Here is a 26,768-nt window from a genome sequence, read left to right as displayed (position 1 = left end):
GGGCTCCTAGCGGTGGGGGAGCGGGGCTGGCGGGGCGCCCGTCCGTGGACGGTACCCCGCCCGCTCCGCCCGGACACTCCCCGTGGGCCGGCGCCCTGCCGCGGGTGGCGATCACGTCGGCGCTCAGCGCCGTCGGCGCGGGGAGCGGGTCCCGTATCCGGCCAGGTGCAGGGCGGCGAAGAGCAGCCCGGTAAGCATGAGGGTGGTGGTGGTCACGATGCCCTCGATGTTCAGGCCGAGGATCTCGAAGAGGACGGCGATGCCGAACAGGACGGCTGCGATGGTCGCGAACACGGTGCCTCCAGGGGGTTTGGGCGCACTCGTCGTGGGCTTGGGGTGTACCCGCGGGCGGCCCCGGTAACCGGGACGGAGCGGTTGCGGGGCAGAAGCCGCGCCCGTGGCCACGACCCTGGTTTGCATGTTCATACATTTAGGTGCATACTTTTTGCATGTCCAAGGTGCTCACTTCCCTGCCTGTCGGTGAACGTGTCGGAATCGCCTTCTCCGGAGGCCTAGACACGTCCGTAGCGGTCGCGTGGATGCGCGAGAAGGGCGCTGTCCCCTGCGCCTACACCGCCGACATCGGCCAGTACGACGAACCCGACATCGCCTCGGTGCCGGGTCGTGCCACCGACTACGGCGCGGAGATCGGCCGCCTGGTCGACTGCCGTGAGGCCCTGGTGGAGGAAGGGCTCGCCGCGCTCGCCTGCGGGGCCTTCCACATCCGCTCCGGCGGTCGCGTCTACTTCAACACCACCCCGATCGGCCGTGCCGTCACCGGCACCCTGCTGGTCCGGGCCATGCTGGAGGACGGCGTCCAGATCTGGGGCGACGGCTCCACCTACAAGGGCAACGACATCGAGCGGTTCTACCGCTACGGTCTGCTCGCCAACCCCTCCCTGCGTATCTACAAGCCTTGGCTCGACGCCGACTTCGTCACCGAGCTCGGCGGCCGCAAGGAGATGTCCGAGTGGCTGCAGGAGCGGGACCTGCCCTACCGGGACAGCACCGAGAAGGCCTACTCCACCGACGCCAACATCTGGGGCGCCACGCACGAGGCCAAGGCCCTCGAGCACCTCGACACCGGCATCGAGATCGTCGACCCGATCATGGGCGTGCGGTTCTGGGACCCCGAGGTCGAGGTCGTCGCCGAGGACGTGACGATCGGCTTCGAGAAGGGCCGCCCCGTCACCATCAACGGCAAGACGTTCGCCAGCTCGGTCGAGCTGGTCCTGGAGGCCAACGCCATCGGCGGCCGCCACGGCATGGGCATGTCCGACCAGATCGAGAACCGGGTGATCGAGGCCAAGAGCCGCGGCATCTACGAGGCCCCCGGCATGGCGCTGCTGTTCGCCGCCTACGAGCGGCTGGTCAACGCCATCCACAACGAGGACACCCTCGCCACCTACCACAACGAGGGCCGCCGCCTCGGCCGTCTGATGTATGAGGGCCGCTGGCTGGAGCCCCAGGCCCTCATGCAGCGCGAGGCCCTCCAGCGCTGGGTGGGCACCGCCGTCACCGGCGAGGTGACCCTGCGTCTGCGTCGCGGCGACGACTACTCGATCATGGACACCACCGGCGCGGCGTTCAGCTACCACCCGGACAAGCTGTCCATGGAGCGCACCGAGGACTCGGCGTTCGGTCCCAGCGACCGCATCGGCCAGCTGACCATGCGCAACCTGGACATCGCCGACTCCCGCGCCAAGCTGGAGGAGTACGCCGCTCTGGGCATGGTCGGCGAGAGCACGCACCCGACGTCGATCGGTGCCGCCCAGGCGGCCTCGACCGGTCTGATCGGTGCGATGCCCGAAGGCGGCGCCGAGACCATCGCCTCCCGCGGCCAAGGCTCCGAGGACGACCTGCTCGACTACGCGGCCATGGAATCCGGTACCGACTAGTCCGGGCAGCCCAAGCACTGACGGCGACCGCCCTGCCCGTTCCTTCGGGCGGGCGGTCGCCGCGTTGCGTCGACCGCTCGGGTGGTGGGGTTCGGTCAGTCGGGTGCGACGGCCTCGACCGCGCCCCAGGAGAGCTGTTCCAGGTACGGCTCGACCATCGCCGCCTCGGTCAACAGGGTGTCGGTGGCCGTACCGCCCATCTGTGCGCGCAGCTCCCGCCGGTGTTCGCGTACGGAGGCGTAGAGCAGACCCCAGGCGTGGCCCTCGCCGGGGAGTTCGTGGCGTGCCCGGGGCCCCAGTCCGGCCCCGCGCAAAAGCTCCGCCCAGGACGAGGACCCGTCCGGCCCCAGCCCCGCAGTGGGTTCGGCGGCTGTGAACAGCAGGCGGCCGCCGGGGCGGAGCACACGCCGCACCTCCGTCAGTGCTGCGTGCGGGTCCGGGGCCAGCGCCAGAGCGTCGACGCTGATCACCGTGTCGGCCGAAGCCGTCGTGAGACCGGTGGCCTCGAAGGTCCCGGTGCTGAACCGGGCGCGCCCGGGAGACAACCAGTCCGCAGAGCGCTCTCCCGCGATCCGGACCGCTGTCTCGGACCAGTCCACCCCCACCAGTCGCGCGCCGGTCGCGCGGGCCAGCCACAGGCCGGGACCGCCCAGTCCGCAGCCGATGTCAACCAGCGTGGAACCGGGAGCGGGGCGCAGGACCGCGACCATCAGGCCGAGCAGGCGCCACGGGCAGCCGCTGGAGGGTGCCACCTCCGCGGGGTACTGATCACCCCAGGCGCCCGCCCACAGTTCCTGGAGGAGGGCGCTCTGATGCTGGGCTCGGAACTGGGCGTCGAAAGCTTCCGGGGTCATGGTCTCCACGAGGGCCTCCTCAGCCGAATGCGGTCCGGGGTACCGGGGGACCGAGTCTGCTACCGGTACCGGGTCCTGGGCCAGCGACCTTGGTAGGGGAGGGGTCCTACCGAATACCCTGTCGCTCCCCTACGGAAGGAGCGCCCGCATGGCGCGGCGTCCCATGGACATCGAGGCCTACACCGAGCGGACCCGCAACGGGCCGTGCTTCATCTGCGCGCTGGTGGCCGGTGAGCCGGGGTTCGCGCACGAGGTGCTGTTCGAGGACGACGACCACATCGCCTTCCTCGACCGCTATCCCACACTCGCCGGGCGCACCCTGGTGGCCCCGAAGGCCCATCTGGAGCACGTCGTCCGGGACCTGGGCGAGGCGGCCTACACCCGGACCATGCTGGTGGTCAGGGAGGTGGCGCTCGCGGTGGAGGACGTGTTCGATTCCGAGCGCACCTACCTGCTCTCCCTCGGAAGCCAGCAGGGCAACTCCCACCTGCACTGGCACATCGCGGTCCTGCCGCCCGGAGTCCCTTACGAGGAACAGCAGTTCCACGCACTGATGACGGAGAACGGCATCCTCGACACCGGTCCGGCCGACTTCACCGCCGCGGCCGAGCGCGTTCGCGAATCCATCCGAACCCGGGGCCGTCTCTAGGGCCGGTGCTGCGCGGTGTGCTGCTCCGCGTGCTGAGTGGTGCACACCCCTGGTCGTACAGCGGAGTGGGTCCAAGATTTGACTAATTCCAGAAAAGGCGGCAGACTCTGAGCATGCCAACCTCTTCGGATTTCGAGCAAATGCTGCGCGAGTCCGCTCTGAGGGTGACGAGCCCGCGGTTAGCTGTGCTCGCCGCCGTGCACGGGAACCCCCACGCGGACACGGAGTCGATCATCGACATCGTGCGCGGGGAACTCGGGGCGGTTTCCGCTCAGGCCGTCTACGACGTGCTCAAGGCACTGACCGGCGCGGGCCTGGTGCGGCGCATCCAGCCGCAGGGCTCCGTGGCCCGCTACGAAACGCGGGTGGGAGACAACCACCACCACGTCGTATGCAGGTCGTGCGGTGCCATAGCGGACGTCGACTGCGCCGTTGGCCACGCACCGTGCCTGACCGCGTCCGCTGACCACGGCTTCTCGATCGACGAGGCCGAGGTCGTCTACTGGGGCCAATGCGCTGAGTGCTGCAGCGCCCAGAGCTCCTGAACCACTCTGTTCAACTCTTCCCGTAAGGAAGTCGATGTCTGAGAACAACGAGGTCGTTGCCCCCACCCCGCAGGCCGGGGGCTGCCCCGTCGCTCACGGTGACCAGATCTCCCACCCCACCCAGGGTGACGGCAACCGCGAGTGGTGGCCCAACCAGCTCAACCTGAAGATCCTCGCCAAGAACACCCCCGTGTCGAACCCGCTCGGTGAGGGCTTCGACTACGCGAAGGCCTTCGAGGCTCTCGACCTGGACGCCGTGAAGGCGGACATCGCCGCCCTCCTGACCGACTCCCAGGACTGGTGGCCGGCGGACTTCGGGCACTACGGCCCGCTCATGATCCGCATGGCCTGGCACAGCGCCGGCACCTACCGTTCGCACGACGGCCGAGGCGGCGGCAGCGCCGGTCAGCAGCGCTTCGCCCCGCTGAACAGCTGGCCCGACAACGGCAACCTGGACAAGGCCCGCCGTCTGCTGTGGCCGGTGAAGAAGAAGTACGGCCAGAACATCTCCTGGGCCGACCTGTTCATCCTCACCGGCAACGTCGCCCTCGAGTCCATGGGCTTCGAGACCTTCGGCTTCGGCGGTGGCCGTGAGGACGTGTGGGAGCCCGAGGCCGACGTCTACTGGGGCCCCGAGACGACCTGGCTCGACGACCAGCGCTACAGCGGCGACCGCGACCTCGAGAAGCCGCTGGCCGCTGTCCAGATGGGCCTCATCTACGTCAACCCCGAGGGCCCCAACGGCAACCCGGACCCGCTGGCCGCCGCTCGCGACATCCGTGAGACCTTCGGCCGCATGGGCATGAACGACGAGGAGACCGTCGCCCTCATCGCCGGCGGCCACACCTTCGGCAAGACCCACGGCGCCGCCCCGGACAGCAACGTCGAGGCCGAGCCCGAGCGCGCCGGCCTGGAGATGCAGGGCCTGGGCTGGAAGAACAACCACGGCACCGGCAAGGGCGGCGACACCATCACCTCCGGCCTGGAGGTCACCTGGACCACCACCCCGGCCGAGTGGAGCGCGGGCTTCTTCAAGAACCTCTTCGAGTTCGAGTACGAGCTCACCAAGAGCCCGGCCGGCGCCAACCAGTGGATCGCCAAGGACGCCGAGGAGATCATCCCCGACGCCCACGTCCCCGGCAAGAAGCACAAGCCGACCATGCTCACCACCGACCTGTCGCTGCGCGTCGACCCGGTCTACGAGCAGATCTCGCGTCGCTTCTACGAGGACCACCAGGCCTTCAAGGACGCCTTCGCCCGCGCCTGGTTCAAGCTGACCCACCGTGACATGGGCCCCAAGCGCCGCTACCTGGGCTCCGAGGTCCCCGCCGAGGACCTCATCTGGCAGGACCCGCTCCCCGCCCAGCAGGGCGAGGTCATCGGGGACGCGGAGATCACCGCCCTCAAGGCGAAGATCGCCGAGTCCGGCCTGTCCGTCGCCCAGCTGGTCTCCACCGCCTGGGCCTCCGCCTCCACCTACCGCGACAGCGACAAGCGCGGCGGCGCCAACGGTGCCCGCGTCCGCCTCGAGCCGCAGATCGACTGGGAGGTCAACAACCCGGCCGAGCTGCGCGGCGTCATCGCCAAGCTCGAGGGCATCGTCGAGGAGTTCAACGCCTCCTCGGCCAAGAAGGTCTCCCTCGCCGACCTGATCGTCCTCGCCGGTGGCGTGGGCGTCGAGCAGGCCGCCAAGGCCGCGGGCCAGGACGTCTCCGTCCCGTTCACCCCGGGCCGCGTGGACGCGACCGACGAGCACACCGACGTCGAGTCGTTCTCCTACCTGGAGCCGGTCGCCGACGGTTTCCGCAACTACTACGGCAAGGGCAACCGCCTCCCCGCCGAGTACCTGCTGCTGGACCGCGCCAACCTGCTCGGCCTCAGCGCCCCGGAGACCACCGTCCTGGTGGGCGGCCTGCGTGTGCTGGGCGCCAACTTCGACAACTCCGAGCTGGGCGTGTTCACCGACAAGCCGGGCTCGCTGACGAACGACTTCTTCGTCAACCTGCTCGACCTGGGCACCAACTGGTACGCCACCGGCGAGAACTCCGAGACCTCGGAGACCTTCGTCGCCAAGGACGACTCCGGTGCGGTCAAGTGGACCGGCAGCCGCGTCGACCTGGTGTTCGGCTCCAACTCCGAGCTGCGCGCCGTGGCCGAGGTGTACGCCTCCGACGACGCCAAGGAGAAGTTCGTCCAGGACTTCGTCGCCGCGTGGAACAAGGTCATGAACGCCGACCGGTTCGACCTGGTCTAGTTCCGGCCAGGGTCCCTGACCCCGGGCTCCCGGAGCTCCCGGGAACGTGACCCTTTCCTGTGCCACCCGGACCGGCCCGACCTGTGATGGTCGGGCCGGTTCCGTCATGTCCGGGACGCCGCGGCTGTGCCCGCGGCGATGGTGTTCGGGCCGGTCATGCCCGTGGCTGTTCGGTTCGTGGCCTGGCTGGCCAGTCGACGCGCACCACCCGGTCCGGCCCGGTGAGCTGAACGCGCATCCCCTCCGCGGTCGCCTCGGGTAGGTTGACCAGCACAGCGGTGCGGGCCAGGTCGAGCATGGGTGCGTCTGCGGGGCTGTCCCCGTAAGCGGCGACGACCTCGCCGCCACTTCCGTTTCCGACCCCGGCCTCGGTGAGCATCTCGACCTTCCGCGGGCCGTAGCAGTGGCGGTCCGCGACCAGGCCTCCCCAACGCCGTCTGAGCGTGGAGGCCACCACCCGGATCCGGGGGTCGATCTCCCGGCACAGCGGAACGGCGACGAGTTCGGCGCAGCCGGTCACGACCGCCACGTCGTGCCCCGCCCGGAAGTGCTCGGCCAGGGCGGCCTCCCCGTCCGGCAGAAGCCGCCCGCGGACGCCGAGTCTTCTCACGTGGTCCCGGACGATCCGGTCCAGACGGGTGCCGCTCACCCCGACGGTGCCCAGCCACAGCAGGACCGAGCCCGCGTTCACCCGCCACGAGCGGCGGGTGAACGCGGCACCGATCAGGGGCAGGAACAGCACGGCCGCCGCCAACCGGACCGGGTCGCGCAGCAACAGGTGCACCGTGAACCGCGCGAACGAGTCATGGTCGATCAGGGTTTCGTCGAGGTCGAACAGAGCCCAGGTCACGTGTGCCTCTTCCTTCAGGGGGCGGACGGCCGGGACCTCGAACTCGGTTGTGGGCTCCAAGCCGTCGTCCAGGAGCACGAGAGCGTTCGGGCCAGGGGTAAGGGCTGCTTCCAGCGCTCCACCGTGCGGGGGCGCAACGTACCGCCCCCGCGATCATGACGTGGCCGCCCGCGCCCCGTGACACGGGGTCCCCGCACAGGCGGGGGTGTTTTTCCCGGCGATGGGGTTTCCGTGGAGGCGGACCCGGTCAGGGCAGCACGTGGAACCCAGACGACACGCGGGAAGGCGACCATGAGGATCGGTTACAAGCTCTTCGCCGAGGGCTACGGGCCCCGGGAGATCGTGGAACAGGCGGTGCGCGCCGAGCGGGCCGGGTTCGACTTCGTCGAGGTCAGCGACCACTTCCACCCCTGGTTGTTCAGCCACGGCCACTCCGGGTTCGTGTGGTCCATGCTGGCCGCCATCGCCGAGCGGACCGAACGCGTCGAGATCGCCACCGGGGTGACCTGCCCCTTCCTGCGGATCCATCCGGCGATCATCGCGCAGGCGGCCGCGACCACGGCGCTGCTCTCACAGGATCGCTTCACCCTGGGGGTGGGAGCTGGGGAGCGCCTCAACGAACACGTGGTGGGGCGGGGGTGGCCCAGCGTGACCGCCCGGCACGAGATGCTGCGTGAGGCCATCGACATCATGCGTCTGCTGTGGTCCGGCGGCTACCACTCCTACAAGGGCGAACACCTGGTCCTGGAGGACGCCCGTGTCTTCGACCTCCCCGAACATCCGCCGCGGGTGGTGGTGGCCGCCGGCGGAGAGGAGGCCGCCAGGCTCGCCGCGGAGTCCGGCGACGGGCTCTTCGCGACCGAACCCAGCTCCGCTCTCACCAGCACCTACCGAGAGCTGGGCGGTGACGGCCCCCGCTACGGCGAGGTCCCCCTGGCCTGGGCCGCCGACGAGGACGCCGCGCTGGAGTCCGCGCACGAACTCTTCCGCTTCGGCCTCACCGGCTGGAAGGTCCAGGCGGAACTGCCCAACCCCGTGAATTTCGAGGCGGCGACCGCCCTGGTCAGCCGCGAGGCGATGGCGGACGTGTTCGGGTACGGTCCCGACCCGCAACGCCACCTGAAAGTGGTCCGCCAGTTCGCCGACGCCGGGTTCGACCATTTGGCCCTGATCAACGCGGGGCCCGACCCGGAGGGTTTCTTCAGGTTCTTCGAGACCGAGCTGGCCGAGCCGATCCGGAACCTGTCGTAGGCCACCGGGCCGGAGCCGGTGGACACCGCACCACCTTCGGTCAGCCGCGGTAGGCGGCCCCCGGATCCGCGGACCCAGCGGTCAGCGGGGGAGGGGCTCTCCGATGAGTGCTTCGACGCGCTTGCGGATGTCGTCGCGGAGGGGGCGGACCGCTGCCACGCCCCGTCCGGCGGGGTCGGGGAGTTCCTGGCCGTGGTCGAGCTACGGGAGGGCGCTCACCGCGGGCTCTGTGAGAGCGGGATCAGCGGTGTCCGTCCCCGGTTCGGCTTCTCCCCTTCGCGGACGCGGGTTCAGGAGACGTGCTCGGACCACTCCGGATTGAGGAGCTGGTAGAGGATGTGGTCCTGCCACCGGCCAGCGATCCGCAGGTACTGGGGTGCGATCCCGTAGGGCGTGAATCCGTTGCGCTCCAGGACCCGCTGAGACCCGGTGTTGTGGATCAGGGTCTCGGCCTGGAGCCGGTGCAGGCCGAGCTGTTCGAAGGCGATCCTTCTGGCGTCGGCGACCGCCTCGGTGGCCAGCCCCCGGCCGTTGTGTGAACCGCTCACCCAGTACCCGATGCTCGCCGACTGCAGGGCGCCCCGGACGACGTTGTTGATGTTGATCCGGCCGACGATCCGTCCCCCGGGGCCGAGGACGGCCAGCGGAACCGAAATCCCGGCCTCGTGGTCGCGCAGCGCCTGTTCGAGGAGGGCGGACTGACGCTCGGGGGTGAAGTGGTCGTCACCGCGCAGCGGTTCCCAGGGCGCCAGGAACTCGCGGTTCTCCGACAGGATCTCGGCGAGCTCCGTCGCGTCGCCTGGGGTGAGAAGCCGTGTGGAAGCCAAGTGGTGTCCTTGTCCAAGACCGTTGTCGTACGGGGGTGTCGGAACACACCGCCCCCGTGATCATGACGTGCCCGCTCACACCTCGGGGGACGGGGCCGCGTAGCGGGGGCGTTGACCGGGTCGAGAGGCCGGCGTACAAGGAGCTCGTCGAGAACGCCGCACACTCCCTGCCGGGTTCGGTTCGAGGTGTCGACGTCCTGCTGCGGGGGCGCGCATCGTATCCGTGTCGCTCCAAGCCCGGGAGGTTGCTCGCGAGCAGGGCCGGAGCCTTGTGCGGGCAAGCGGATGGCCCTCTTGCGAGAACACCGACGAGTGCCGGACCTCGCCTTTGTCCCTCAGCTTTGTTGCGACACCACACCGGCAGCCTTAGTATCTGCGTATGAACGCAGATACGCATCCATGCAGTCTTGATGAGAACAGCCCTTACGTCGAGTACGCCGTGGAGATCCTCTCCCTGCTCGCCGACGCCACCCGGGTACGGATCATCCTCGCCCTGCGCGGCGGCGAGCTGTCGGTGAACGAGCTGGCCGAACGCCTCGACAAGCCCGGCCCGTCGGTCTCCCAGCACCTGGCCAAACTGCGCATCGGCCGCGTGGTGGCCTGCCGCCGCGAGGGCAACAGGATGTACTACAGCCTGGCCAACGAGCACGCCCGCAAGCTGGTCGCCGACGCCGTCTTCCAGGCCGAACACGCACTCGAAGTCGAACCCGCCCACCACCGCGCCCGAATCGCGGCCCCGAAGCATGCTGACCAGAGCCAGGACGGCCAGTCGTGACCGCCACTCCGACCACGGCGGCCCCCGCCACCCAACGCCCCCAGGCCCAACCGCCCTCGCTGCTGGCCACCGGCATCCAACTCGCGCAGGTGCGCTGGGCGGCCGCCGCGCTGGCCCTGTTCCTGGTCGGCGGGGCAGCCCAACTCCTGGGCGCCCCCGCCTGGGTGTGGTGGACCCTGTACCTGGCCTGCTATGCCACCGGAGGATGGGACTCGGCCCTGTCCGGGCTGCGCGCTCTCAAGGAGCGCACCCTGGACGTGGACCTGCTGATGATCGTGGCCGCGATCGCCGCCGCCTCCATCGGCCAGGTCTTCGACGGCGCCCTGCTCATCGTCATCTTCGCCACCTCCGGAGCGTTGGAGGCCGTGGTCACCCAACGCACCGCGGACTCCGTCAGCGCCCTGCTGAACCTGGCGCCCGAACGCGCCGTACGCCTGACCACCACCGTGGACGGTGAACGCGAGGAGACCGTGGAGACCTCCCGACTCCAGGTGGGGGAGACCATCCTGGTCCGCCCCGGTGAACGCGTGGGCGCCGACGGCACCGTCATCGACGGCCGCAGCGAGGTCGACCAGCAGGCCATCACCGGAGAATCCGTCCCCGTGCCCCGCGGCGAGGGAGATGAGGTCCTCTCCGGCACCATCAACGGCACCGGAGCCCTGCGGGTGCGCGTGGCGCGCCCTGCCGGGGAGTCCGTGATCGCCCGCATCGTCACCCTGGTCGAGGAGGCCTCGGCCACCAAGGCCCAGACCCAGCTGTTCATCGAAAGGATCGAACAGCGCTACTCCGCCCTGGTCGTGGTGGGCACCCTGCTCGTGCTGGGTATCCCCCTGCTGTTCCTGGGCCATGACTTCGAAGCGGCGCTGCTGCGCGCGATCGTGTTCATGATCGTGGCCTCCCCGTGCGCGGTGGTGCTCTCCACCATGCCGCCGCTGCTGGCCTCGATCGCCAACGCCGGACGCCACGGCGTCCTGGTCAAATCCGCCACCGTCATGGAACAGATCGGCCGAGCCGACCTGGTGGCCTTCGACAAGACCGGCACCCTGACCCAGGGCGAGCCCCGCGTCGCCGAGGTCGAACCCGAAGCGGGCCACACCGCCGAAGAGATCCTGGCTTGGGCGGCGGCGGCCGAACGCAACAGCGAACACCCCCTGGCCCGTGCCATCTGCGCGCACGCCGACCAGCGACGGGTGGCTCCGCAGCCGGTGGAGGACTTCGTGTCCCTGCCCGGGGTCGGGGTGAGCGCGACGGTGGACGGGGAACGGGTGCGTGTGGAGCGCGCCCCCGCAGACCCCGAGGGCCCGGCGAGCACCCAGGTCATCGTCAGCGTGAACGAGCAGGTGCGGGGCCGCATCACGCTGACCGACACCCTGCGTCCCGAAGCCGCCCGAACCGTTGAGCAGGTGGGTGCGCTCACCACCCGACCGGTGCACCTGCTCACCGGGGACAACGCCGCCACCGCCGCACACGTGGCCGGGGCCACCGGCATCGACCGCGTGCACGCGGCCCTGCTGCCCCAGGACAAGGCCGCCCTGGTCAAGGAGCAGGAGGAGGCCGGAGCCCAGGTGCTGCTGGTGGGCGATGGGGTCAACGACGCCCCCGCGATGGCTGCGGCCACCACCGGTGTGGCGATGGGGAGGCGCGGCTCGGACCTGGCCCTGGACACCGCCGACGCGATCGTGGTGCGCGATGATCTGTCGACCCTGCCCCGGCTGATCGCCTTGTCCCGGCGGGCGCGTCGTTTCGTGATCGCCAACCTGTGCATCGCGGGCACGTTCATCGTGGTGCTGGTGACCTGGGATCTGGTGGCTACTCTGCCGCTCGCGCTCGCGGTGGCCGGACACGAGGGTTCCACGGTGATCGTCGCCCTCAACGGCATCCGGCTGCTGCGCGAACGCGCCTGGACGCGATGAGCTCGCACGGGGGGCGGGCCCCGACCGGGCAAGGAAGCCGGTGAGGCGTCCTTGCTGTCCCGACATCGATCCTGACATGCCTGGATCAGCCGACCGCTACCGCGCGTCTACGGGCCCGGCGGCCGGTGAGAAGGAGAAGGCCCCGGCATGATTCGTCGGCCGGTCATGCCTGCGGGAGCTCCGGGGCGCGGCCGATCGGGGCATGGGTCCAGCGTCGGCGTGATGGCGGAGAGCCCTTGGCTATATGTGATCTAAGTCACCTATTCCAATAGTTACGTTGAGGTTACTGGTTTCCGATGGTGACTATAGGAGTCAAGCAGCACGAACCGATCAGGGGGAGAGTCGGCCATGGGGTCCACCCCGATGCGCGGGATCGCACGCCAGTACGTAGGCGCGGTGTTCGCCAAGGGTTTCGCCACGGCCGCGAGCTTGTTCGCCGACGGCATCGTGTGGCATCAGTCGGGCGCCAGCCGGTTCTCCGGCGCGCACTGTGGCGCGGCCGCGATCGGTGTGGTGGCGGCCGCCGGGGGTGAGCTGGAGTCGACGGGCGAGCCCCTGGTGAACGGTGTGCTGGTGTCGACGCCCGCCCGTTTCCCGGTCGCGCGACGGCGTGGGGCGCAGATGGGCGGCGTCGGCCCGCTGAGGGTCGAGGCGGCCGGATCGCGCAGGCGGCTCTTCACTGTCGACCGGTGGGGCTGGGACGTGTTCTGGGGTGGCGTCTGAGCGCAGGTTCGCCGCCATGTGTCATTCGGGGGGCGACGGCACCACATGCTAGTCGCTCTCTGTAGTTCAAATGTTACATAATGAAGTGATCCCCGTCTTGGGGACATGAGGAGGAAATGATTATGGCCAGCAAGAACGTCGAGATTGCCCGTGAGTACTTCCAGGCTGTGCAGGCCGGAGACCTGGCGAAGGTGGGGGAGCTTCTCGCCGAGGAGGTCGTGTGGCACCAGCCGGGCGCCAACCAGTTCTCCGGTGAGCACAAGGGGCGCGACGCCGTCTTCGCGTTGCTGGGCGGGATGATGGAGGCCAGTCAGGGCAGCTTCGCGATCGACGCGGTCCACGCCCTGATGGGTAACGGCGACCTGGTGGCCGCCCCCATCCATTTCGCCGGTCGGCGTGAGGACGCGGCCATGAGCATGGACGGAGTGGACCTCCTGCGCCTCAAGGACGGGAAGATCGTCGAGATGTGGCTGTTCTCCGAAGACGAGGTCGCCGAGGACGCCTTCTGGGGGCAGTAGGGAACAGGCCCTGGCCCGCCGGCCCCGGGTGCGCCCCGGGGCCGACGCGCGGACGGAGGCCGTACGCGCTGTCCGCACCAGGCACACGGGGCGGGGTCACGTGTGCGCGTCGTAGCTTTCGCGTGCTGCGAGCACCTCGGTGATGTGCTCCTCTGCCCAGATGCCCAGTGCCTGAAGAGGTGCGTGCAGGGTGCGCCCCAGGGCGGTCAGCTCGTATTCGACCCTGGGGGGCACTTCCGCGTACACGTGTCGCGTGACGATTCCGTCGCGTTCGAGGTCCCGGAGAGTGTCCGTGAGGACCTTCGGGCTGATCCCGTCGACCGTGGTGCGCAGGTCGCGAAAGCGCAGGCGGCCGGAGCTGAGCGCGATGACCACCATGGCGGTCCACTTGTTGGCGATGCGGGCGAGCGAGGTGCGGGACGGGCAGGTCGCCGTGAGGATGTCGAACGTCGGGTGCTCGGGCATGCGGTGAACCCTCCCATTGGTTGCGTTGAGGCGATTGGTTTCCAATGGTGAGCATAGGTGTCATCGAGTCGTAACGCCGACTGAGGGCCGCGTCGGGGGGAGCGCTCCGAGGGCGGGACCGGCCAGAGCCGTAGACGGCCGCATCGATAGCGCCGGAGGCCGATCAGCTGCCGGTACGGATGTTCCATTGCGCGGGCGCCCTGAACATGGCCGGTGTGGACGGGGCGGACGCGGCCTGCCCGCGATGCCGGGTCCGGGTCCGAAAACCGGCGAACTCCTCATGTGACTTTCAGGAGAATAGTGAGGTTTATTTACATAAAATGCGGTTTCCAGGAGCAACGAGGCCTTTTCTGCAGAGCGTGCTACGCTCCCGCGGCAAGCGATGACCCCACCGGGGCCCGGTCCCGCAACGACTCCCGGGCACCGTGCTTCCAGGCCGCGACTGCGCGGCCGGCGCCGCCCGAGCGCGGCCCCATTCCTGACACCCATTGCCTCCGGGGCCGGTTCACGGCCGACCCCGGACCCCCACAAGCAGGAGACCACCGTGCCGACGACGTCACGTCGCTCACGTAAGCGACGGAGAGTTTCACCCCTGCGCGCATCCCTCGCCGGAGCCGCCGCCCTCGCCCTCGCGGGCGGTTCGCTGTTCGCCCTCCAACGGGCGGACGATTCCGCGAACACCACCGAGACCGTCTCGGTCCAGGCCTCTGGCATCGACTCGGACGCCTACTACGTCCTGCGCAACGCCAACAGCGGCAAAGTCATGGACGTCGAGGGAAAATCTGCCGACAACGGCACCGAGATCATCCAGTGGGACCAGGGCGACGGCGCCCACCAGCAGTTCCAGTTCGTGCCGCAGACGAACAGCCACTTCACACTCGTGGCACGCCACAGCGACAAGGCCGTCGATCTCTGGGAGCGCTCCACCGAAAACGGCGCCGAAATCCGCCAGTACACCCGCCATGACGGAGCCAACCAGCAGTGGCGGCCCGTCGACGCCGGGGACGGGACCGTTTCCCTGATCAACCGGCACAGCGGCAAGGCCCTGGAGGTCTGGGAACACAACCAGGACAACGGCGCCCGTCTCTCCCAGTACGACGACCACGGCGGCGCCAACCAGCGCTGGGAGCTCATCGAGGTCGGGGCGGACGCCCCGTCGCCGGACCCGGGCGGCCCGACCGGCTGGGCAGCGGAGAACGGTGGGACCACCGGCGGCGCCGGAGGCGACACCGTCACGGTGACCGACGGCGCACAGCTCACCGAGGCGCTCAGCGCTTCCGGCCCGCTGGTCATCCAGGTCCAGGGGACGGTCTCCATCAGCGGAATGCACCGGGTGTCCAGCGACAAGACGCTGATCGGTCTGGGCACGGACGCGACGATCACCGGGGGTGGGCTCAACATCAGCGACGCCCACAACATCGTCGTCCGCAACATCAACTTCACGAACGCCGACGACGACTCGATCAACCTCCAGAACGGATCGACCAACATCTGGATCGACCACAACACATTCTCCAACGGTGCCGACGGCCTCATCGACATCAAACGTGAGAGCGACTTCGTCACGGTGTCGTGGAACCACTTCCACAGCCACGACAAGACCACGATCATCGGTCACAGCGACGGCCACACAGCCGACATCGGGCACCTGCGCGTGACCCTGCACCACAACTTCTACGACGGGACGAACACCCGTCACCCGCGGGTCCGCTTCTCCGAACACACACACGTGTTCAACAACTACTACCGGGACAACCGGGAGTACGCGGTGGCCTCCACGATGGGCGCCAACGTGCTGGTCGAAGGGAACTACTTCGAGAACCTGAGCCGTGCGACGACAGTCGTGGGATACGCCGACTCGGGTCCCGGAAACCTGACGGCGCGCGACAACGTCCTGGTCGGCTCGGCCGAGCCCGAGACCCGGGGTAATGTGTCCGACCCGCCCTACAGCTACGAGGCCGACGCTCCCGGCAGCGTTCCGGAGATCGTCAGCGCAGGGGCAGGGCACGGGAAGCTGTGACCCGACGGCCCGGGGAAGGGAGCAGCCCTTCCCCGGGCCCTTCTCACCCTCCGAGAAACACGCTGTTCAGCCCCCTCCCGAGGGAGAGCCTTCGCGCGGACCTCGGACCGGGGGCGCTGTGGTCAGCCTTGGTGCGCCCGGCCCAGGTCGGGGATCAGGGAACGGGTGTGTAGATGAGGCCGAGTTTGTCCACCTCATCGCCCGCACGGCCGTGGAACCCGGCGATGCGCCACCCGTCGGGCGCGGTGAACGTCACCGTGTCCGACGTGGCCGTACCGCCCGAGAGCGTCCGCCCCCGGTCCGTGGCGAACTCGGCGTGGAAGACGCGGGTGCGCCCGTTGCGCTGACCGGTCGACAGGGTGGCCGAGACGAGGTGCTCGCCCGGTTCGAGGGTGAGCGAGCGCGCGGTGCCGCCACTCCCGCCGTGGGCGGTACGGCCGCCTTCGGCGTAGTCCATGGCGACCTGGTCCACGCGCGCGCCCGCGCGCAGGGACAGCGCGACGGGCTCCGCCCCGCCGACCACCCGTTCCGCGTCGGTGAACGGAGTGCCGTGGGGACCGCCCGCCAGGTCGCTCATCAGGACCCCGGGTGCGAGGGACCAGTCGAACTCGGCGGTGTGCGGGTAGTGGTCGGAGAGCATCCGGCCGTCGGCGTCGAGGAAGTCCGCATGATCGTTGCGGTAGTCGGCCAGACGCAGCTCCACGAAGGCGCCGGAGCGGTACAGGATCTTGTCGACGACCTCGCAGCCCTCGGTGGGCGCGTTGGTCTGGCACACCAGGGCGGGCGAACCCGCCTGCGGGCGGGACCCGCCGCGCACGTGCTCGACCCAGGCGTCGGTCAGGCCGAGCGTGTCGGCGAGCTCGCGGATGTTGTCCCCGGCGCGTGTGTACCGGGTGTTGGTGTCACCCGCGACGATCACCGCGTTCCCCGCCGAGTGCCGCTCGATGTACTGCGTGAGCTGGGTGATGTTGGCCCGTCGCGCGGCGAGGTCGGCGTTACTGACCCCGGCGTTGGCGTGCATGTTGTACAGGTCCACGTACACACCCTCGGCGAGCCGTACGCGCGAGGCCGTGAAGCCTTTCGGGGTGAGGCAGTCGGTGCCGTTGCACCTGTTCCACCTGACCCGGTGGAAGTCGCTGTAGGGCAGGTGGGAAAGGGTGTTGAGCCCGTCGCCGAAGGGGACGCCGCCGCTGGTGGGGGTGCGGTGGGGGTGGTCGTTGTTCGCGTACAGGGCGGCGTGGTAGTTGAAGTCCTCCTGGACGTGGACGACGTCGTAGGGTTCGATCCGCCGCCCGATCACCGGGGTGTTGACGCTGGGGCGCTGCTCTGCGGGGTCGGTGAGGAACTCGGGCAGACCCGCGACGTTGTACGTCAGTACGGACAGGGCCCCGGAGGTGGCCGTGTCGTCGGCCGCCTCGTCTGCGGCAGCGGGTGCGGGTGCGGTCAGCAGCGAGGTGATCAGGGCGAGGACGGCCAGGAGAACGGACAGGGAGCGTGCGGGGGAGGGGGACACGTGGACCTCTGTCTGGAGGGGACGGTGCCCGGCGGATTCTACGCCTGGGCCCGGGCCCGGCTCCGCGGGACCCCCCGAAGGCGCCCTCCTGGCGCCCTGTTCGAGGACATCGGAACTCACGCGCGGCCGTCTCGGCCGCCGGGCTGCTACGAGGAGCGGCGGCTCCGGCTGAGGTGAGCAACCCGGTCCCTGTACGGTGGCCGGTTCAGGTGGCAGACCGGGAGCCCCACAGGATCGCTGACCCCAGGTGAGGATACGGGTCTATCCGTTCTGGCGTGTGCTGCTCCAGGGGCAGGCGGCGAAACCGTGGGCGGAGCCCGAGCCGTCCTCGCGTGCCCTGCCGCTGACGGTTGCGGCCCTTCACTGACGGTCCTATGGGTGTCAAGCGAGGCCCCTCGGTATGTATACCCACCCAGTCGCAAGCTGCCCTCACGGGTGGCTCCAGGTGCGTGCCGCCGCGGAGGGACCGTTGCTCAGGTGCGCAGGCTCAAGGACGGCGGGGTCCAGCGGTCGGTCCGGTTGGCTTGAGAAGTGACACCGTACTCGTCCTTGAGCTGCTCGGGGATGGCGTACTGCATGATCCGGCCACGGGTGAGGGAGCTGAGCTCAAGGTGGGTGGTGATGTGGCCGAGGCGGTCCAGGGCCCACTCCCCGAGCGGAGAACGGTCCTCAATGCGCTCGAAGATGCCGATCAGGGCGGGAGAGAGCTTGACGGCCGTGTCCCAGCCGGTGCGCGGAACCTGGAGCCAGTCGGCGCAGGTGTCGCCGATGAGGTAGCGGATGAGAGCGGCGACCACCGGATCGAGGAGGGTTCCCGGGACGACCTCCTCATAGAGGTCGATGAGCTGGCGGGTCAGACGTGCCCCTTCTTCCGAGGGGCCCATGTGCCTGGTCATGTACAGGTCGGAAAACTTCCGGGCCTCGTCCAGGTCAGCCGGGGCGTGCTCGGGACTGATACCGAGCATCTCGCCGACGACGCGCCAGACGTAGAAGTAGGACTCCGCGCCGTCGACCGACATATGGATCCCCAGGCGGTGAAGTGCGTCCAGCACCTGGAGGGAGAACATCATCTGGCCGCCGATCATGTCCTCCTGGCAGATCGGCGTGCCGAGTGCGGCCACGTCCCAACGGCCCTCGCGGCTCATGTGGTAGCGAATGGAGGCGTGTAGCAGCCGTACCTTCTGGACCGCGGGAACGAACCGGCTCCCTGCCTCGAAGGCGTCGGGCTGCATGAGGTAGACGGTGAACTGTCCGGTCTCGGCCATGCGCCGTGAGGGGTATTCCAGGGCGTGGGTGGCGCTGAGCAGCTTGGCCACGTGCGGGATGACGTAGCAGGCGGGCATCGCCGAGAAGGCCAGGGCAGTGGAGATGTGCACGTTGTTGTCGATGAAGAACAGCCGGGCCTTCTCCATCTCACCCCAGTCGATCCAGGAGGGCGGAGCGGCGGTGGCGTGCAGGTACTCGCGGGCGACGTCCGGCAGTCCGTCGGGCAGGTCCTGGCCGGCGGTGGAGAAGTAGCGCATGAGGGTGTTGAACTTGCCGACCTGCCCGCGTTCGAACAGTTCCTTGACCGTCTCGTCGGCGAGTTCGTCCCCCAGGAGCCGTAGCGCGTCCATGGACTCTGGTGTGTAGGACATGGGATTCCTTTCGGCGGATCAGTAACGGCGGGACGCGGCGGAGGCCACCATGCGGGACAGGGCCTCGGCTGCTTCGGCCGGTACGTCCGCGCTGGCGAGAACAGCGGTCGCGGCCTGGACACGATGGGCGATCATTTCCTCGACACGGTCGAGGGCACCGGTACGCTGCGTGATCGCCTGCACTCTCAGAAGGCCTTCGCCGTCCAGGCCCCGTCGGCCGAGCAAACCGCGCAGCTCCCGGCGCTCGGCCGGGGTGGCGGCCGACCAGGTTTCGGCGAACAGGACGGTCGGCCGGTTGCCTCGGACGTCGTCCAGGTTCGACTTGCCTGTGCGTTCGGGATCCCCGAAGAGGCCCAGTAGGTCGTCACGCAGCTGGAATGCCTCGCCCAGGGGAAGCCCGTAGGAGGTGAAGGCCTTCAACAGCTTGTCCGGTGCTCCGGCCATCGCGCCACCGATACGCAAGGGGTGCTCGACCGTGTATTTGGCGGTCTTGTAGCGGATCACCTGGAGCGATCTGCTCGTGTCGGGCCGGGAGCCGGTGCGGAGGACCTCCAGGCACTCCCCGGCGATCAGTTCCCTGGTCATGACCGCCCACAGCTCGCGGGCGCGGGACAGGTAGGCCGCGGGCAGGCCGCAGTTGAGGAACAGCTGAGCGGCCCACGACATCAGCAGGTCTCCGGTCAGCAGGGCCAGGGCGCGGCCCCCGGCATGAGGCCGCGCCCGACCGGTGAACGCGGCGCGCAGCGCCACATGGGAGCTCGGCATGCCGTGTCGCATCGGGCTCTCGTCGATGAGGTCATCATGGATAACGGCGGCGGCGTGCACCAGCTCCATCGCCGTGGCGGCTCTGACCAGGGCATCGCTGTCCGGCTGCCCGGCCGCGCGCCATCCCCAATAACAGAACGCGGCGCGCAGGCGCTTGCCGCTGGCGACGGCCACGGCTAACTGTTCGGCCACCGGCATCAGGTCGGCGTCGATGGCGAGGAGGCGATCTGTCTCCTGCTGTGCGAACTCCTGCAACGCGGCGTTCACCCGGGTGCGGAGGAGGAACTGCTCCTCGGTCTCAGACATCGCTCTGTCCGGACCGGGACGCGGCCCGCCGGGCAAGCAGCTCCAAATGGGACTCGGAGGCGGGGACGTACCGTTGCAGCGCCAGCCGACCCCGCTGCTTCAGTTCCTTCCGGCCATCCTGGGACAGCTCCACCAGGTCAGACCGGACCAGCAGCGCCCTCGCTCTCTTCAGAGCCGTTCCGATACCGCTGAAGGCCAGGTCGGCCACCCCGGCCGCGATCAGCAACGGTTCGTCCTCGTGCTCGTCCCCCGCACCGCGACCGGTGTGCGCCACAGCATCCCTGCTTTCAGTTGACATGAGAAGGACCACGGCAGAGAACGGACAAAAGGTCCGAGTGGATCTTATTCGGGGTATTCGTATATCCGTTCAGAGTCCTTGCTTGTCAAGCATCTTTGGTAATCACCAATTTTGTCAATGCGATGATGTGATCTGGTCCGCTTTGCTGGCATTGGGGAGATATGTGGAATGCGAAAAAACAGACAATACCAATGAAAAAGATTTGCTGGCGTGTGGATGTCGAGGGCGAGCCGTCCTGCCGCGAACACGAAACCGCCCCGTGTCGCGCAGACCACCGCATCCGACCCGTATTCCACGCGGGGCGGGTACGGCTCGGCCTTTTCGTGTGCCACCGCGGAGGAGGCGCCCGGTGCGGACGACTGACTTGTTGCCGAGGGGCTGATGGAGGCACTGATCTTTGAGGTTGGTCTTGACTGCCTGGTGACGAGTGTGGTGCAGGCTGTGATGCGCAGGGGTCGTCTTCCAGCCGCTCCCGTGAACCGGGCAGCATCGCGCGGCCGTTGTGCTGGCCGATTTCGGCCAGTTGCTCTCGCCACACAACACGCCGCCAGGGCGTCCGGGACTTCCCCGGATACTGGGTTCCACCTGGGTGAAGCCGCGCCTGTCCTCACCTCTCATCAACTTCCGCAGGCCCCCAGAGCGTCGATCCAGTCACCGGCCGCTGATAAGACAAGAGGTGTGTTCGAACCACCATCGAAGCACCCGCGTCCGCTCCTCTCTCCGCTGAAAGCGATCCGTGACGGGTAAGAACGGCATGCCAGGACTCACCGGCCTCGACACGACTCCCGTTCCCGATGTCAAGCCCTACCTGTTCCAAGCCCATGCCGCCGACCTACGCACCATTGGGGCGCGCACTCAAGCTCGGGGATTCCTGACCTCCGGCAAAGGCGATGAGGACTCATGGCAGGGGCAGGTTCGATAGTGATCGATCACAACGGCTATCTGGGTGTTCGCTCCCGTAGCGCAACCGTCTTCGATCTCGATGCCAGGCTGCCTGGCCAGGTCTTCAAAGAGGGCGTGGAGGGATCGCTGTTCTGTGAGTTCGATGCGGTCCTCACCCCGAAATTCTGGCCGGCGCTCTGCGCGATGGCCCGGTGGCATGGCGACAGTCACGTCGAACTGCTGGTTCTCGAGCCGGATGGCGATGACTTCTACCGTCCGGAGTATCGGATGTATCCGGCGTTGTCGTTGTCCGTAGAGGCCGACATGGACAACTACTGGGCGGCGATCGGTCACGAGCCGGACGGTGACATCCTGGGCTCGATTGCCATCTCCGCGAATGTCGTCGCTGTGACCGGAGCTTCCGGAAGATGGGGGTGTTGGGGTGAAAGGGATCCCGAGATCGCAGTTTTCCGGGGGTTTCCCAACGTGGCCGCACGAAACGAATGGTGCGCGCAGTTCGGGCCCTTCCTGGAGGTGTCAGGCGCTCTGGAGTCGTATCTCCCACTGACCTTCGCGGGTCAGACCGTCCCGGACGAGTACGCCGCAGCCCTGACCGCCAACTATGGACCTTCGGGCGGTAGTCGGCCGTAACGGCAAGGAGTGTCCCGTTGCGTCCCGCACTATCCGAATCAGGATGCCGTTCCGTGCCGCGTTGTGTCGCCCGGTGACGTTCCGGTCCATAACCGCGGAGCACAAACGGAGCACACACGGGCGTTGACGGCGTCCGAGGGCACTTCGCGAGGTACCCGTGAATTGTTCCCGCTGGTGGGCGAGAGCGTGGTTCTTTCTGTACCACCGGCTGATGTTCCCACCGTGGTCTTGTGCCAGGGTTCTCGGTTATGAGCGCACCCTCTGACCCCGCCGAACCGTCCCTGGCCGCGTTGGGCGCTCTGCTGGACCGCTCCCTGGTCCAGATCGCTGATGCCGCCCGCGACGCACGCACCTTCGACCGGGAAACCATCAGAGCCCTCTCCGACGCCTGGGACAACACCACCTTCCCCCTGTTCCGTGCCGCGACCGGCCGAACTCCTCGCGCACGGGAACGGCGCGCCCGAGCGGCCCTGGAGTGGATGGCACGCCTGAGACCGACCCGTTGGGACTGGATGGTGGAGCAGGGCGCGATCGCCGGCCACCGGATCGACGCGCTGCTCCAGCCCCCACCCGCGCTTTTCGACAAGCCCTACCGCGACTACCGGGGCACGGTCCGCCCGGCGTATCACCACTGGAGGCCGCAGACACTGACCGACCTGGCCGATGACTACCTCCTGGGCGCCTCCACGATCCGCCACCTTCAGCTCGAACGGGCCGGTACCCGTCTGTGCGCCTTCCTCGTCCTGGAGCTGGTCCGCTCCTACGACCACGAAGCGAACACCCCGGGATCTCCTCCCACACTGGAGGTACACCTGGACGAGGTGAGCGAGGCGGCCGTCGACACGGGCGCGGCCCCGGGGGCGGGCCTGGGCTCCGACGCACGAGGGGCGAGCATCGCTCTGGGCTCAGGGGGACTGCTGCGGGCACGGGAAGCCTCACTGCGACTCGACGACCCCTCCTGGCACCTGTCGAGTGCCGGGCGCCGCGCCGGCGTACAGACCCCGCCCCGTCAGGCGGGGTCACGGGTCGAGCATCCGCCACAGGAGGGAAAGCTGGAGGGTTGCGCCCGGGGAGCGGCGACCTTCCTGCTCTGGGCCATGATGCGGATCCGCTCGGTCCGCTACCCCGGCGAGGTCACACGCATACCGGTGGAGGCGTACTGCCGTGCCCTACACGGGGCCGGGCACGACATCCTGGTGGCGGGAGCACTCCCCGCACGGCGGCGCGAGGCCGCCTTCCGCTCCCTGGTGGCGACCTGGCTCCGACACGGAGGAATCGCCCTGGCTCCGGACTGGAAGAGGCTCCTCAAAGACATGCCCGACGCCGCGGAACTGGCCCGCGCGACACGTGAGGACCTGGCCCCGCGGGGATTCCTCCCGCCCGTTCTCGGACCCGCTCGTGAGGTCACCGGTGTTGCTGACCGGGCTGAGCTGCGTATGGCCTCCTACACGGCTGAACACACCGACATGCGTGTGCGCCGTGAAGCCCGTGCCATGGTGCACCTGGCCGTACCCGCCCAGGAGGAAGGAGCGCCATGGCGGTTGCGTGTGCTGAACGCGACCGACCCCCTCCGGTTCCGCGCACGGACCGGGGCGTTCGAGCGTGCCGGACAGATTCGCATCGACCAGGGCACGAATGAGCCGCAGCCCTTCATGGTGGGTGATGACGCTCTGACCCTTGACGCTCGCGCCTGGAGCCAGGAGCCCCCGTTGGACTGATTCGAGACCAAGGTGAGCAGGTCGCTGATCGCGCTGTGTGCCGGGGATCGCCTCCCGTCACTCGTGTGAACCCGGAAGCCGCCGAAGGTGACGTTGGGTCCGACCGGCACCATGCCGCCGCGGGACGCTGAGCGGACGGCGTGGATGATGCTGCGCGATTCCGGCAGGTCGCACCAGCGGTGGCAGGATAGAAGGGTGAAAGCGGGGCTGGCCCCACCTCGGCCCCACCCGGCGGGATTCGAACCTGCGACCGTCGGATCAGAAGCCGCTCGGTCACGGCCGCCTTCCGTAAGGCATGGCAGGATCAGCACCCCGACGGCTCCGTCATCTACCGCGACCTCGCTGCCGACCCGGTGCCGCACCTGGACGCCGTCACTGCGTCTACCAGCTACACCGACCCTGCCGACCACACCCCGGCGCAGGTGGAGGCCTACGCTCCGCGGCTCGAACTGATCAAGGAGCTGGAGTACGCGGACGCCGTGCTCATCGGCGCCCCGATGTACAACCTGACGATCCCTTCCACCCTGAAGGCGTGGGTCGATCAGGTCACGATCGTGGGCCGCACCGCGTTCGTTGAGGATTCCCCGATCAAGGGCACCCCGGTGTTCGTCGTGGCCAGCCGCGGCGGTGCCTACGGCCCCGGCACCCCGTGTAAGGGCTATGAGTGCGTTCAGAACTACCTACAGGCGGTCCTGGCGGATCTGGTGGGCATGGAAATCGACTTCATCGTTCCCGAACTCACCACGGCGCACTCCAACCCGGCCTTGCCCTTGCTGATCCCGCTCGCAGACGCCCCCAAGGCCAAGGCCTACGAGGACGCGATCAGCAAGGGCAAGGCCGCAGCCCCGAACGTTGCCGCCTGAGCTCCTCGCGGTCGGTCCGGGCGTCCGCCCGGATCGATCCCATGCCGCGAGGCGGACGCAGGTGCCTACGCTCCGTGCGGCCATGGCGCGCGTCGCCCGGCAACGCCATGGAAGAGGTGACGGTCATGCCGTCCACCGACAGCGGGTACGAGACCGAACGCCACTGTGGCGCGCTGTGGCGCGCTGTGGGGCCAAGGCGACTTCCCACGCGTGGGAGCAGACACCCACGGCGCGCTGCCGAGGTAGAGGGCTTGCCCACCATTCCTGCGGACGCGCAGGACCAAGAGTTCCCGCGTCCGGGAAACAGAGGCGATGGGAAGATCCCTCCCCGGCGTGATCTCCGGTGCCTGCCGTTTCCGCTCTGAGCCGCGCCCTGACTGGCTGAGGCCCTCGGGTACTTGTTCAGTCGAGGGGCCCCGCCAAAGCCTCCAGGTAGGATTCCCGGAACCGTCTCCGCAACAGGAGCACGATCGGGTAGGCCAACCGCCACATACCTTGTCCGGGTCCGCTGAACGAACGCAGGACGAACCGCACTGAGTCGTCCGCGGAGCGTTCGACGATGAATGCCGCTTCCCCGCTCACGGGATGCCCGGCCAACGTACCGAAGGCGAAACCCTTGCGGTTCGGTTCATCGAGAACGTAGACGACGCGGACGGGCATCTTCATCGGCAGCGGGCCGATGCGGCGGCGCAGCTGCACCGTCAGGCCTGGCAGTACCCGTGGGTGTGCTGCGCCGGGCATCTCGTGGCGCTCGGGATCTCTTGTGGCGTTCTGTGGTCGGCCACGCGGGAGGATCGAGTAGCCCGCCCGGCGCTGGATGCCCCAGGAAAGGGTTTCCTTCCCTGCGTGCTCCCAACGGGCCTGGCCGCTTCCGATCGGGGCGCGGACCTCGCTGATGGGGTGTCGGCGTGGCCGAGCGCCCGTGGGGTCTTCGGGTCTGGTGGCACCCACCGACGCGTAGTTGAAGGGCGATTCCCGGAAAGGCTCGTGGTGCATTGCCCGCTGCTTTCTGACGGAGTGAGTACCTGTGCCCCGATGGATTCGCGGGCGTTCAGCAGGACCGTGGAAGCGCACCGCGAAGTCGTCCAAGCGGCGGAGCGAGCTCCGTGAGGGCTCATGGATCGTCGGTCTTTCCCTGTGCCGTGCCTTTGCCGGTGATCGTCGGGGCGGAGCAGGGGGGCATCGCCTGCTCCGCCCCGACGGTTCGCGAGCGCTCAGTAAGCTACGGCGAAGCGCTGCCGCAGGTGCTGCGGGTGCTCGATCTCGTCGAGGATCGCCACGGCGTAGTCCTCGGCCGAGATGGTGCTGTTCCCGGCCTCGTCGGTGAGCAGCTCCTCTCCGGAGGTGCGGTAGGTGCCGGTGCGCTCGCCCGGCCCGATCTGGGCGGCAGGACTGACGTTGGTCCAGTCCAGGTCCGTGACGGTGCGGTAGTAGTCCAGTGCGTCACCGTGGGCGCGCATGATCTGCAACAGGCCCTCGGGCAGACCCGGGGTGTCCCACACCTGCTGACCGTCCGGGGTACGCAGAGAGCCGGCGCCGCCGACCGCGACCAGTCGCGGGGCCTGTTCTCCGAGGCCGCGCAGGCCTTCGACCAGGGCACGGGCGGACGGTTCGATCGTGGCCAGGTGGCCGGGTCCGTCCCCGCCGCCGACCGCGCTGACCACCACGTCCTGTCCTTGGGCGGCGGCGGTGACCGAGGCCGGGTCCAGGGCGTCGCCGGTGACGGCCTTCAGGCGGGGATCGAGGTCGGTGAGCCTGGCCGGGTCGCGGACCACGGCAGTGACCGTGTGACCGCGCTCCAGGGCCTCTTCGGCGATGCGGGAGCCGATGGTGCCGGTGGCTCCGAAAACCGCGATGTCAGCCATGGGGATGGTCCTTTCGAGTTGACTGTCGATGTGCTTGCCAGGGGGAGATCAGGTGGTGGCGGCTGCCAGCTGGGCGTCCAGGGCCGCGCTGAGGGCCTCGGCGCTGGAGACAGGGCCGCCCAGGCGGTGGACGCCCGTGTCGCTGTGCAGCAGCAGGGTCGGGTACTGGCTGACTCCCAGGCGGCGCAGAGCGCGGAAGTCCTGTTCCGCCTCTGTTCGGGTGGCGGGGTGGGTGTAGTCCTCCGTGACCGCCTGGGCGTCGATCCCCTTGCCGGTGGCGATGTCGCGGTAGACGGCCACGTCACCCAGGTCGCGGCCGTGCAGGTACCACGCCTCCTGCATCGCTGCGGCGAACTCCAGGGCTCTTTCCGGGGCCTGCCGGCGCAACGCCACCAGCCCCGTGGCCGCGGCGGTGGAGTCCATCATCGTGGTGCCCTCGGCGAGCATCCGCTGGTAGGGGGCACCGAAGGTGACGCCGGTCAGACGCGCGATGCGCTCGTTGGCGGCCGGGATGTGCGGGTAAGCGCTGATGGGACCGGCCGCCGCGCCTGAGAACAGGCCACCGGAGAGCACCCGCAGACGGATCCGGTCAGCATTGGCGTCGACGAAACGGTGCAGCGCCGGGGCGAACCCGTAGCACCAACCGCAATAGGCGTCGAAGGCGTAGGTGAGCTCGACTGGGGTCATGGACGTCCTCTCCAATGGTTGATTCAGGCCACATGTCGCAG

At 68.8% G+C, this 26,768-nt stretch carries 25 protein-coding genes and 1 pseudogene; 13 read left to right on the top strand and 13 right to left on the bottom strand.

What is annotated here, in order from left to right; genetic code table 11:
* Positions 1–123: 123 nt before the first annotated feature.
* Positions 124–294 carry a hypothetical protein gene (locus NE857_RS26515; protein ID WP_254418115.1) on the bottom strand — a complete coding sequence of 57 codons (171 nt, stop codon included), beginning with the start codon at positions 292–294 and terminating at the stop codon, positions 124–126.
* A gap of 155 nt (positions 295–449) precedes the next feature.
* On the opposite strand from NE857_RS26515, the gene argG reads away from it, so the two are divergent.
* Positions 450–1,898, top strand: a complete 1,449-nt coding sequence (gene argG / locus NE857_RS26510; RefSeq protein ID WP_254418114.1) for an argininosuccinate synthase — start codon at positions 450–452, stop codon at positions 1,896–1,898.
* A 95-nt stretch (positions 1,899–1,993) separates the two neighbouring features.
* Here the strand turns inward: argG and NE857_RS26505 are convergent, their stop codons facing one another.
* Entirely contained in the window at positions 1,994–2,752 is a 759-nt protein-coding gene (locus NE857_RS26505; protein ID WP_254422098.1) for a class I SAM-dependent methyltransferase, read from the bottom strand.
* Positions 2,753–2,900: 148 nt separating this feature from the next.
* On the opposite strand from NE857_RS26505, the gene NE857_RS26500 reads away from it, so the two are divergent.
* From NE857_RS26500 to katG, 3 genes are all read left to right on the top strand, one after another.
* Positions 2,901–3,401 carry an HIT family protein gene (locus NE857_RS26500; RefSeq protein WP_254418113.1) on the top strand — a complete coding sequence of 167 codons (501 nt, stop codon included), beginning with the start codon at positions 2,901–2,903 and terminating at the stop codon, positions 3,399–3,401.
* A 113-nt stretch (positions 3,402–3,514) separates the two neighbouring features.
* Positions 3,515–3,946 carry a Fur family transcriptional regulator gene (locus NE857_RS26495; RefSeq protein WP_254418112.1) on the top strand — a complete coding sequence of 144 codons (432 nt, stop codon included), beginning with the start codon at positions 3,515–3,517 and terminating at the stop codon, positions 3,944–3,946.
* Between the two features lie 34 nt (positions 3,947–3,980).
* On the top strand, positions 3,981–6,200 hold the full coding sequence (gene katG, locus NE857_RS26490) for a catalase/peroxidase HPI (RefSeq protein WP_254418111.1): 2,220 nt from the start codon (positions 3,981–3,983) through the stop codon (positions 6,198–6,200).
* 154 nt (positions 6,201–6,354) lie between these two features.
* Here the strand turns inward: katG and NE857_RS26485 are convergent, their stop codons facing one another.
* The gene (locus NE857_RS26485) at positions 6,355–7,110 is read right to left on the bottom strand and encodes a haloacid dehalogenase-like hydrolase (RefSeq protein WP_254418110.1); all 756 of its coding nucleotides are present in this window, start codon (positions 7,108–7,110) and stop codon (positions 6,355–6,357) included.
* A gap of 231 nt (positions 7,111–7,341) precedes the next feature.
* On the opposite strand from NE857_RS26485, the gene NE857_RS26480 reads away from it, so the two are divergent.
* A complete protein-coding gene (locus NE857_RS26480; protein WP_254418109.1) occupies positions 7,342–8,301 on the top strand; it encodes a TIGR03557 family F420-dependent LLM class oxidoreductase in 960 nt (319 codons plus the stop codon).
* 81 nt (positions 8,302–8,382) lie between these two features.
* Here the strand turns inward: NE857_RS26480 and NE857_RS26475 are convergent.
* Positions 8,383–8,484 (bottom strand): annotated as a pseudogene (locus NE857_RS26475) (phosphotyrosine protein phosphatase); the annotation flags it as partial.
* Between the two features lie 107 nt (positions 8,485–8,591).
* A complete protein-coding gene (locus tag NE857_RS26470) occupies positions 8,592–9,128 on the bottom strand; it encodes a GNAT family N-acetyltransferase (protein ID WP_254418108.1) in 537 nt (178 codons plus the stop codon).
* Between the two features lie 379 nt (positions 9,129–9,507).
* Between NE857_RS26470 and NE857_RS26465 the strand changes: the two genes are divergently transcribed.
* The 4 genes from NE857_RS26465 to NE857_RS26450 all read left to right on the top strand — a co-directional run bounded on the left by NE857_RS26465 (position 9,508) and on the right by NE857_RS26450 (position 13,057).
* Positions 9,508–9,903 (top strand): ArsR/SmtB family transcription factor, encoded by a 396-nt coding sequence (locus tag NE857_RS26465; protein ID WP_254418107.1) that lies wholly within the window; start codon positions 9,508–9,510, stop codon positions 9,901–9,903.
* Positions 9,900–11,816, top strand: coding sequence for a heavy metal translocating P-type ATPase (locus tag NE857_RS26460; RefSeq protein ID WP_301184261.1), 1,917 nt, complete (start codon positions 9,900–9,902; stop codon positions 11,814–11,816). The genes NE857_RS26465 and NE857_RS26460 overlap by 4 nt, the downstream gene beginning before the upstream one ends.
* 348 nt (positions 11,817–12,164) lie before the next feature.
* On the top strand, positions 12,165–12,539 hold the full coding sequence (locus tag NE857_RS26455) for a nuclear transport factor 2 family protein (RefSeq protein ID WP_254418106.1): 375 nt from the start codon (positions 12,165–12,167) through the stop codon (positions 12,537–12,539).
* Between the two features lie 122 nt (positions 12,540–12,661).
* Entirely contained in the window at positions 12,662–13,057 is a 396-nt protein-coding gene (locus tag NE857_RS26450) for a nuclear transport factor 2 family protein (RefSeq protein WP_254418105.1), read from the top strand.
* Positions 13,058–13,153: 96 nt separating this feature from the next.
* Here NE857_RS26450 and NE857_RS26445 read toward each other — a convergent pair whose 3' ends face one another.
* Entirely contained in the window at positions 13,154–13,522 is a 369-nt protein-coding gene (locus NE857_RS26445; RefSeq protein ID WP_254418104.1) for a winged helix-turn-helix transcriptional regulator, read from the bottom strand.
* A gap of 544 nt (positions 13,523–14,066) precedes the next feature.
* Between NE857_RS26445 and NE857_RS26440 the strand changes: the two genes are divergently transcribed.
* Complete coding sequence (locus NE857_RS26440; RefSeq protein ID WP_017583320.1) at positions 14,067–15,542, top strand: pectate lyase family protein; 1,476 nt, start codon at positions 14,067–14,069, stop codon at positions 15,540–15,542.
* A 154-nt stretch (positions 15,543–15,696) separates the two neighbouring features.
* Here the strand turns inward: NE857_RS26440 and NE857_RS26435 are convergent, their stop codons facing one another.
* The 4 genes from NE857_RS26435 to NE857_RS26420 form a co-directional block, all read right to left on the bottom strand.
* Positions 15,697–17,055 (bottom strand): jacalin-like lectin, encoded by a 1,359-nt coding sequence (locus tag NE857_RS26435; RefSeq protein ID WP_254418103.1) that lies wholly within the window; start codon positions 17,053–17,055, stop codon positions 15,697–15,699.
* Positions 17,056–17,528: 473 nt separating this feature from the next.
* Entirely contained in the window at positions 17,529–18,692 is a 1,164-nt protein-coding gene (locus NE857_RS26430; protein WP_017583317.1) for an oxygenase MpaB family protein, read from the bottom strand.
* An 18-nt stretch (positions 18,693–18,710) separates the two neighbouring features.
* The gene (locus NE857_RS26425; RefSeq protein ID WP_254418102.1) at positions 18,711–19,763 is read right to left on the bottom strand and encodes a polyprenyl synthetase family protein; all 1,053 of its coding nucleotides are present in this window, start codon (positions 19,761–19,763) and stop codon (positions 18,711–18,713) included.
* Complete coding sequence (locus tag NE857_RS26420; RefSeq protein ID WP_254418101.1) at positions 19,756–20,061, bottom strand: hypothetical protein; 306 nt, start codon at positions 20,059–20,061, stop codon at positions 19,756–19,758. Before NE857_RS26420 ends, NE857_RS26425 begins: the two co-directional genes overlap by 8 nt.
* A gap of 921 nt (positions 20,062–20,982) precedes the next feature.
* Here NE857_RS26420 and NE857_RS26415 point away from each other — a divergent pair.
* From NE857_RS26415 to NE857_RS26405, 3 genes are all read left to right on the top strand, one after another.
* A complete protein-coding gene (locus tag NE857_RS26415; protein ID WP_254418100.1) occupies positions 20,983–21,594 on the top strand; it encodes a hypothetical protein in 612 nt (203 codons plus the stop codon).
* A 248-nt stretch (positions 21,595–21,842) separates the two neighbouring features.
* Positions 21,843–23,312 (top strand): hypothetical protein, encoded by a 1,470-nt coding sequence (locus tag NE857_RS26410; protein ID WP_254418099.1) that lies wholly within the window; start codon positions 21,843–21,845, stop codon positions 23,310–23,312.
* A 236-nt stretch (positions 23,313–23,548) separates the two neighbouring features.
* Positions 23,549–24,175, top strand: a complete 627-nt coding sequence (locus NE857_RS26405; protein WP_363319957.1) for an FMN-dependent NADH-azoreductase — start codon at positions 23,549–23,551, stop codon at positions 24,173–24,175.
* 402 nt (positions 24,176–24,577) lie between these two features.
* Here the strand turns inward: NE857_RS26405 and NE857_RS26400 are convergent, their stop codons facing one another.
* The 3 genes from NE857_RS26400 to NE857_RS26390 all read right to left on the bottom strand — a co-directional run bounded on the left by NE857_RS26400 (position 24,578) and on the right by NE857_RS26390 (position 26,727).
* On the bottom strand, positions 24,578–25,171 hold the full coding sequence (locus NE857_RS26400) for a DUF1990 domain-containing protein (RefSeq protein ID WP_254418098.1): 594 nt from the start codon (positions 25,169–25,171) through the stop codon (positions 24,578–24,580).
* 218 nt (positions 25,172–25,389) lie between these two features.
* Positions 25,390–26,040: an NAD(P)-dependent oxidoreductase gene (locus NE857_RS26395; protein WP_254418097.1), complete on the bottom strand. Its 651-nt coding sequence runs from the start codon at positions 26,038–26,040 to the stop codon at positions 25,390–25,392.
* Between the two features lie 48 nt (positions 26,041–26,088).
* Complete coding sequence (locus NE857_RS26390; protein ID WP_254418096.1) at positions 26,089–26,727, bottom strand: DsbA family protein; 639 nt, start codon at positions 26,725–26,727, stop codon at positions 26,089–26,091.
* Positions 26,728–26,768 lie beyond the last annotated feature (41 nt).

Origin of the sequence: Nocardiopsis exhalans, from assembly GCF_024134545.1 — a bacterium.
Classification (GTDB): domain Bacteria; phylum Actinomycetota; class Actinomycetes; order Streptosporangiales; family Streptosporangiaceae; genus Nocardiopsis; species Nocardiopsis exhalans.
The sequence above is the reverse complement of the archived record's forward strand: the minus strand, read 5'-3'. Positions and strand labels throughout refer to the sequence as shown.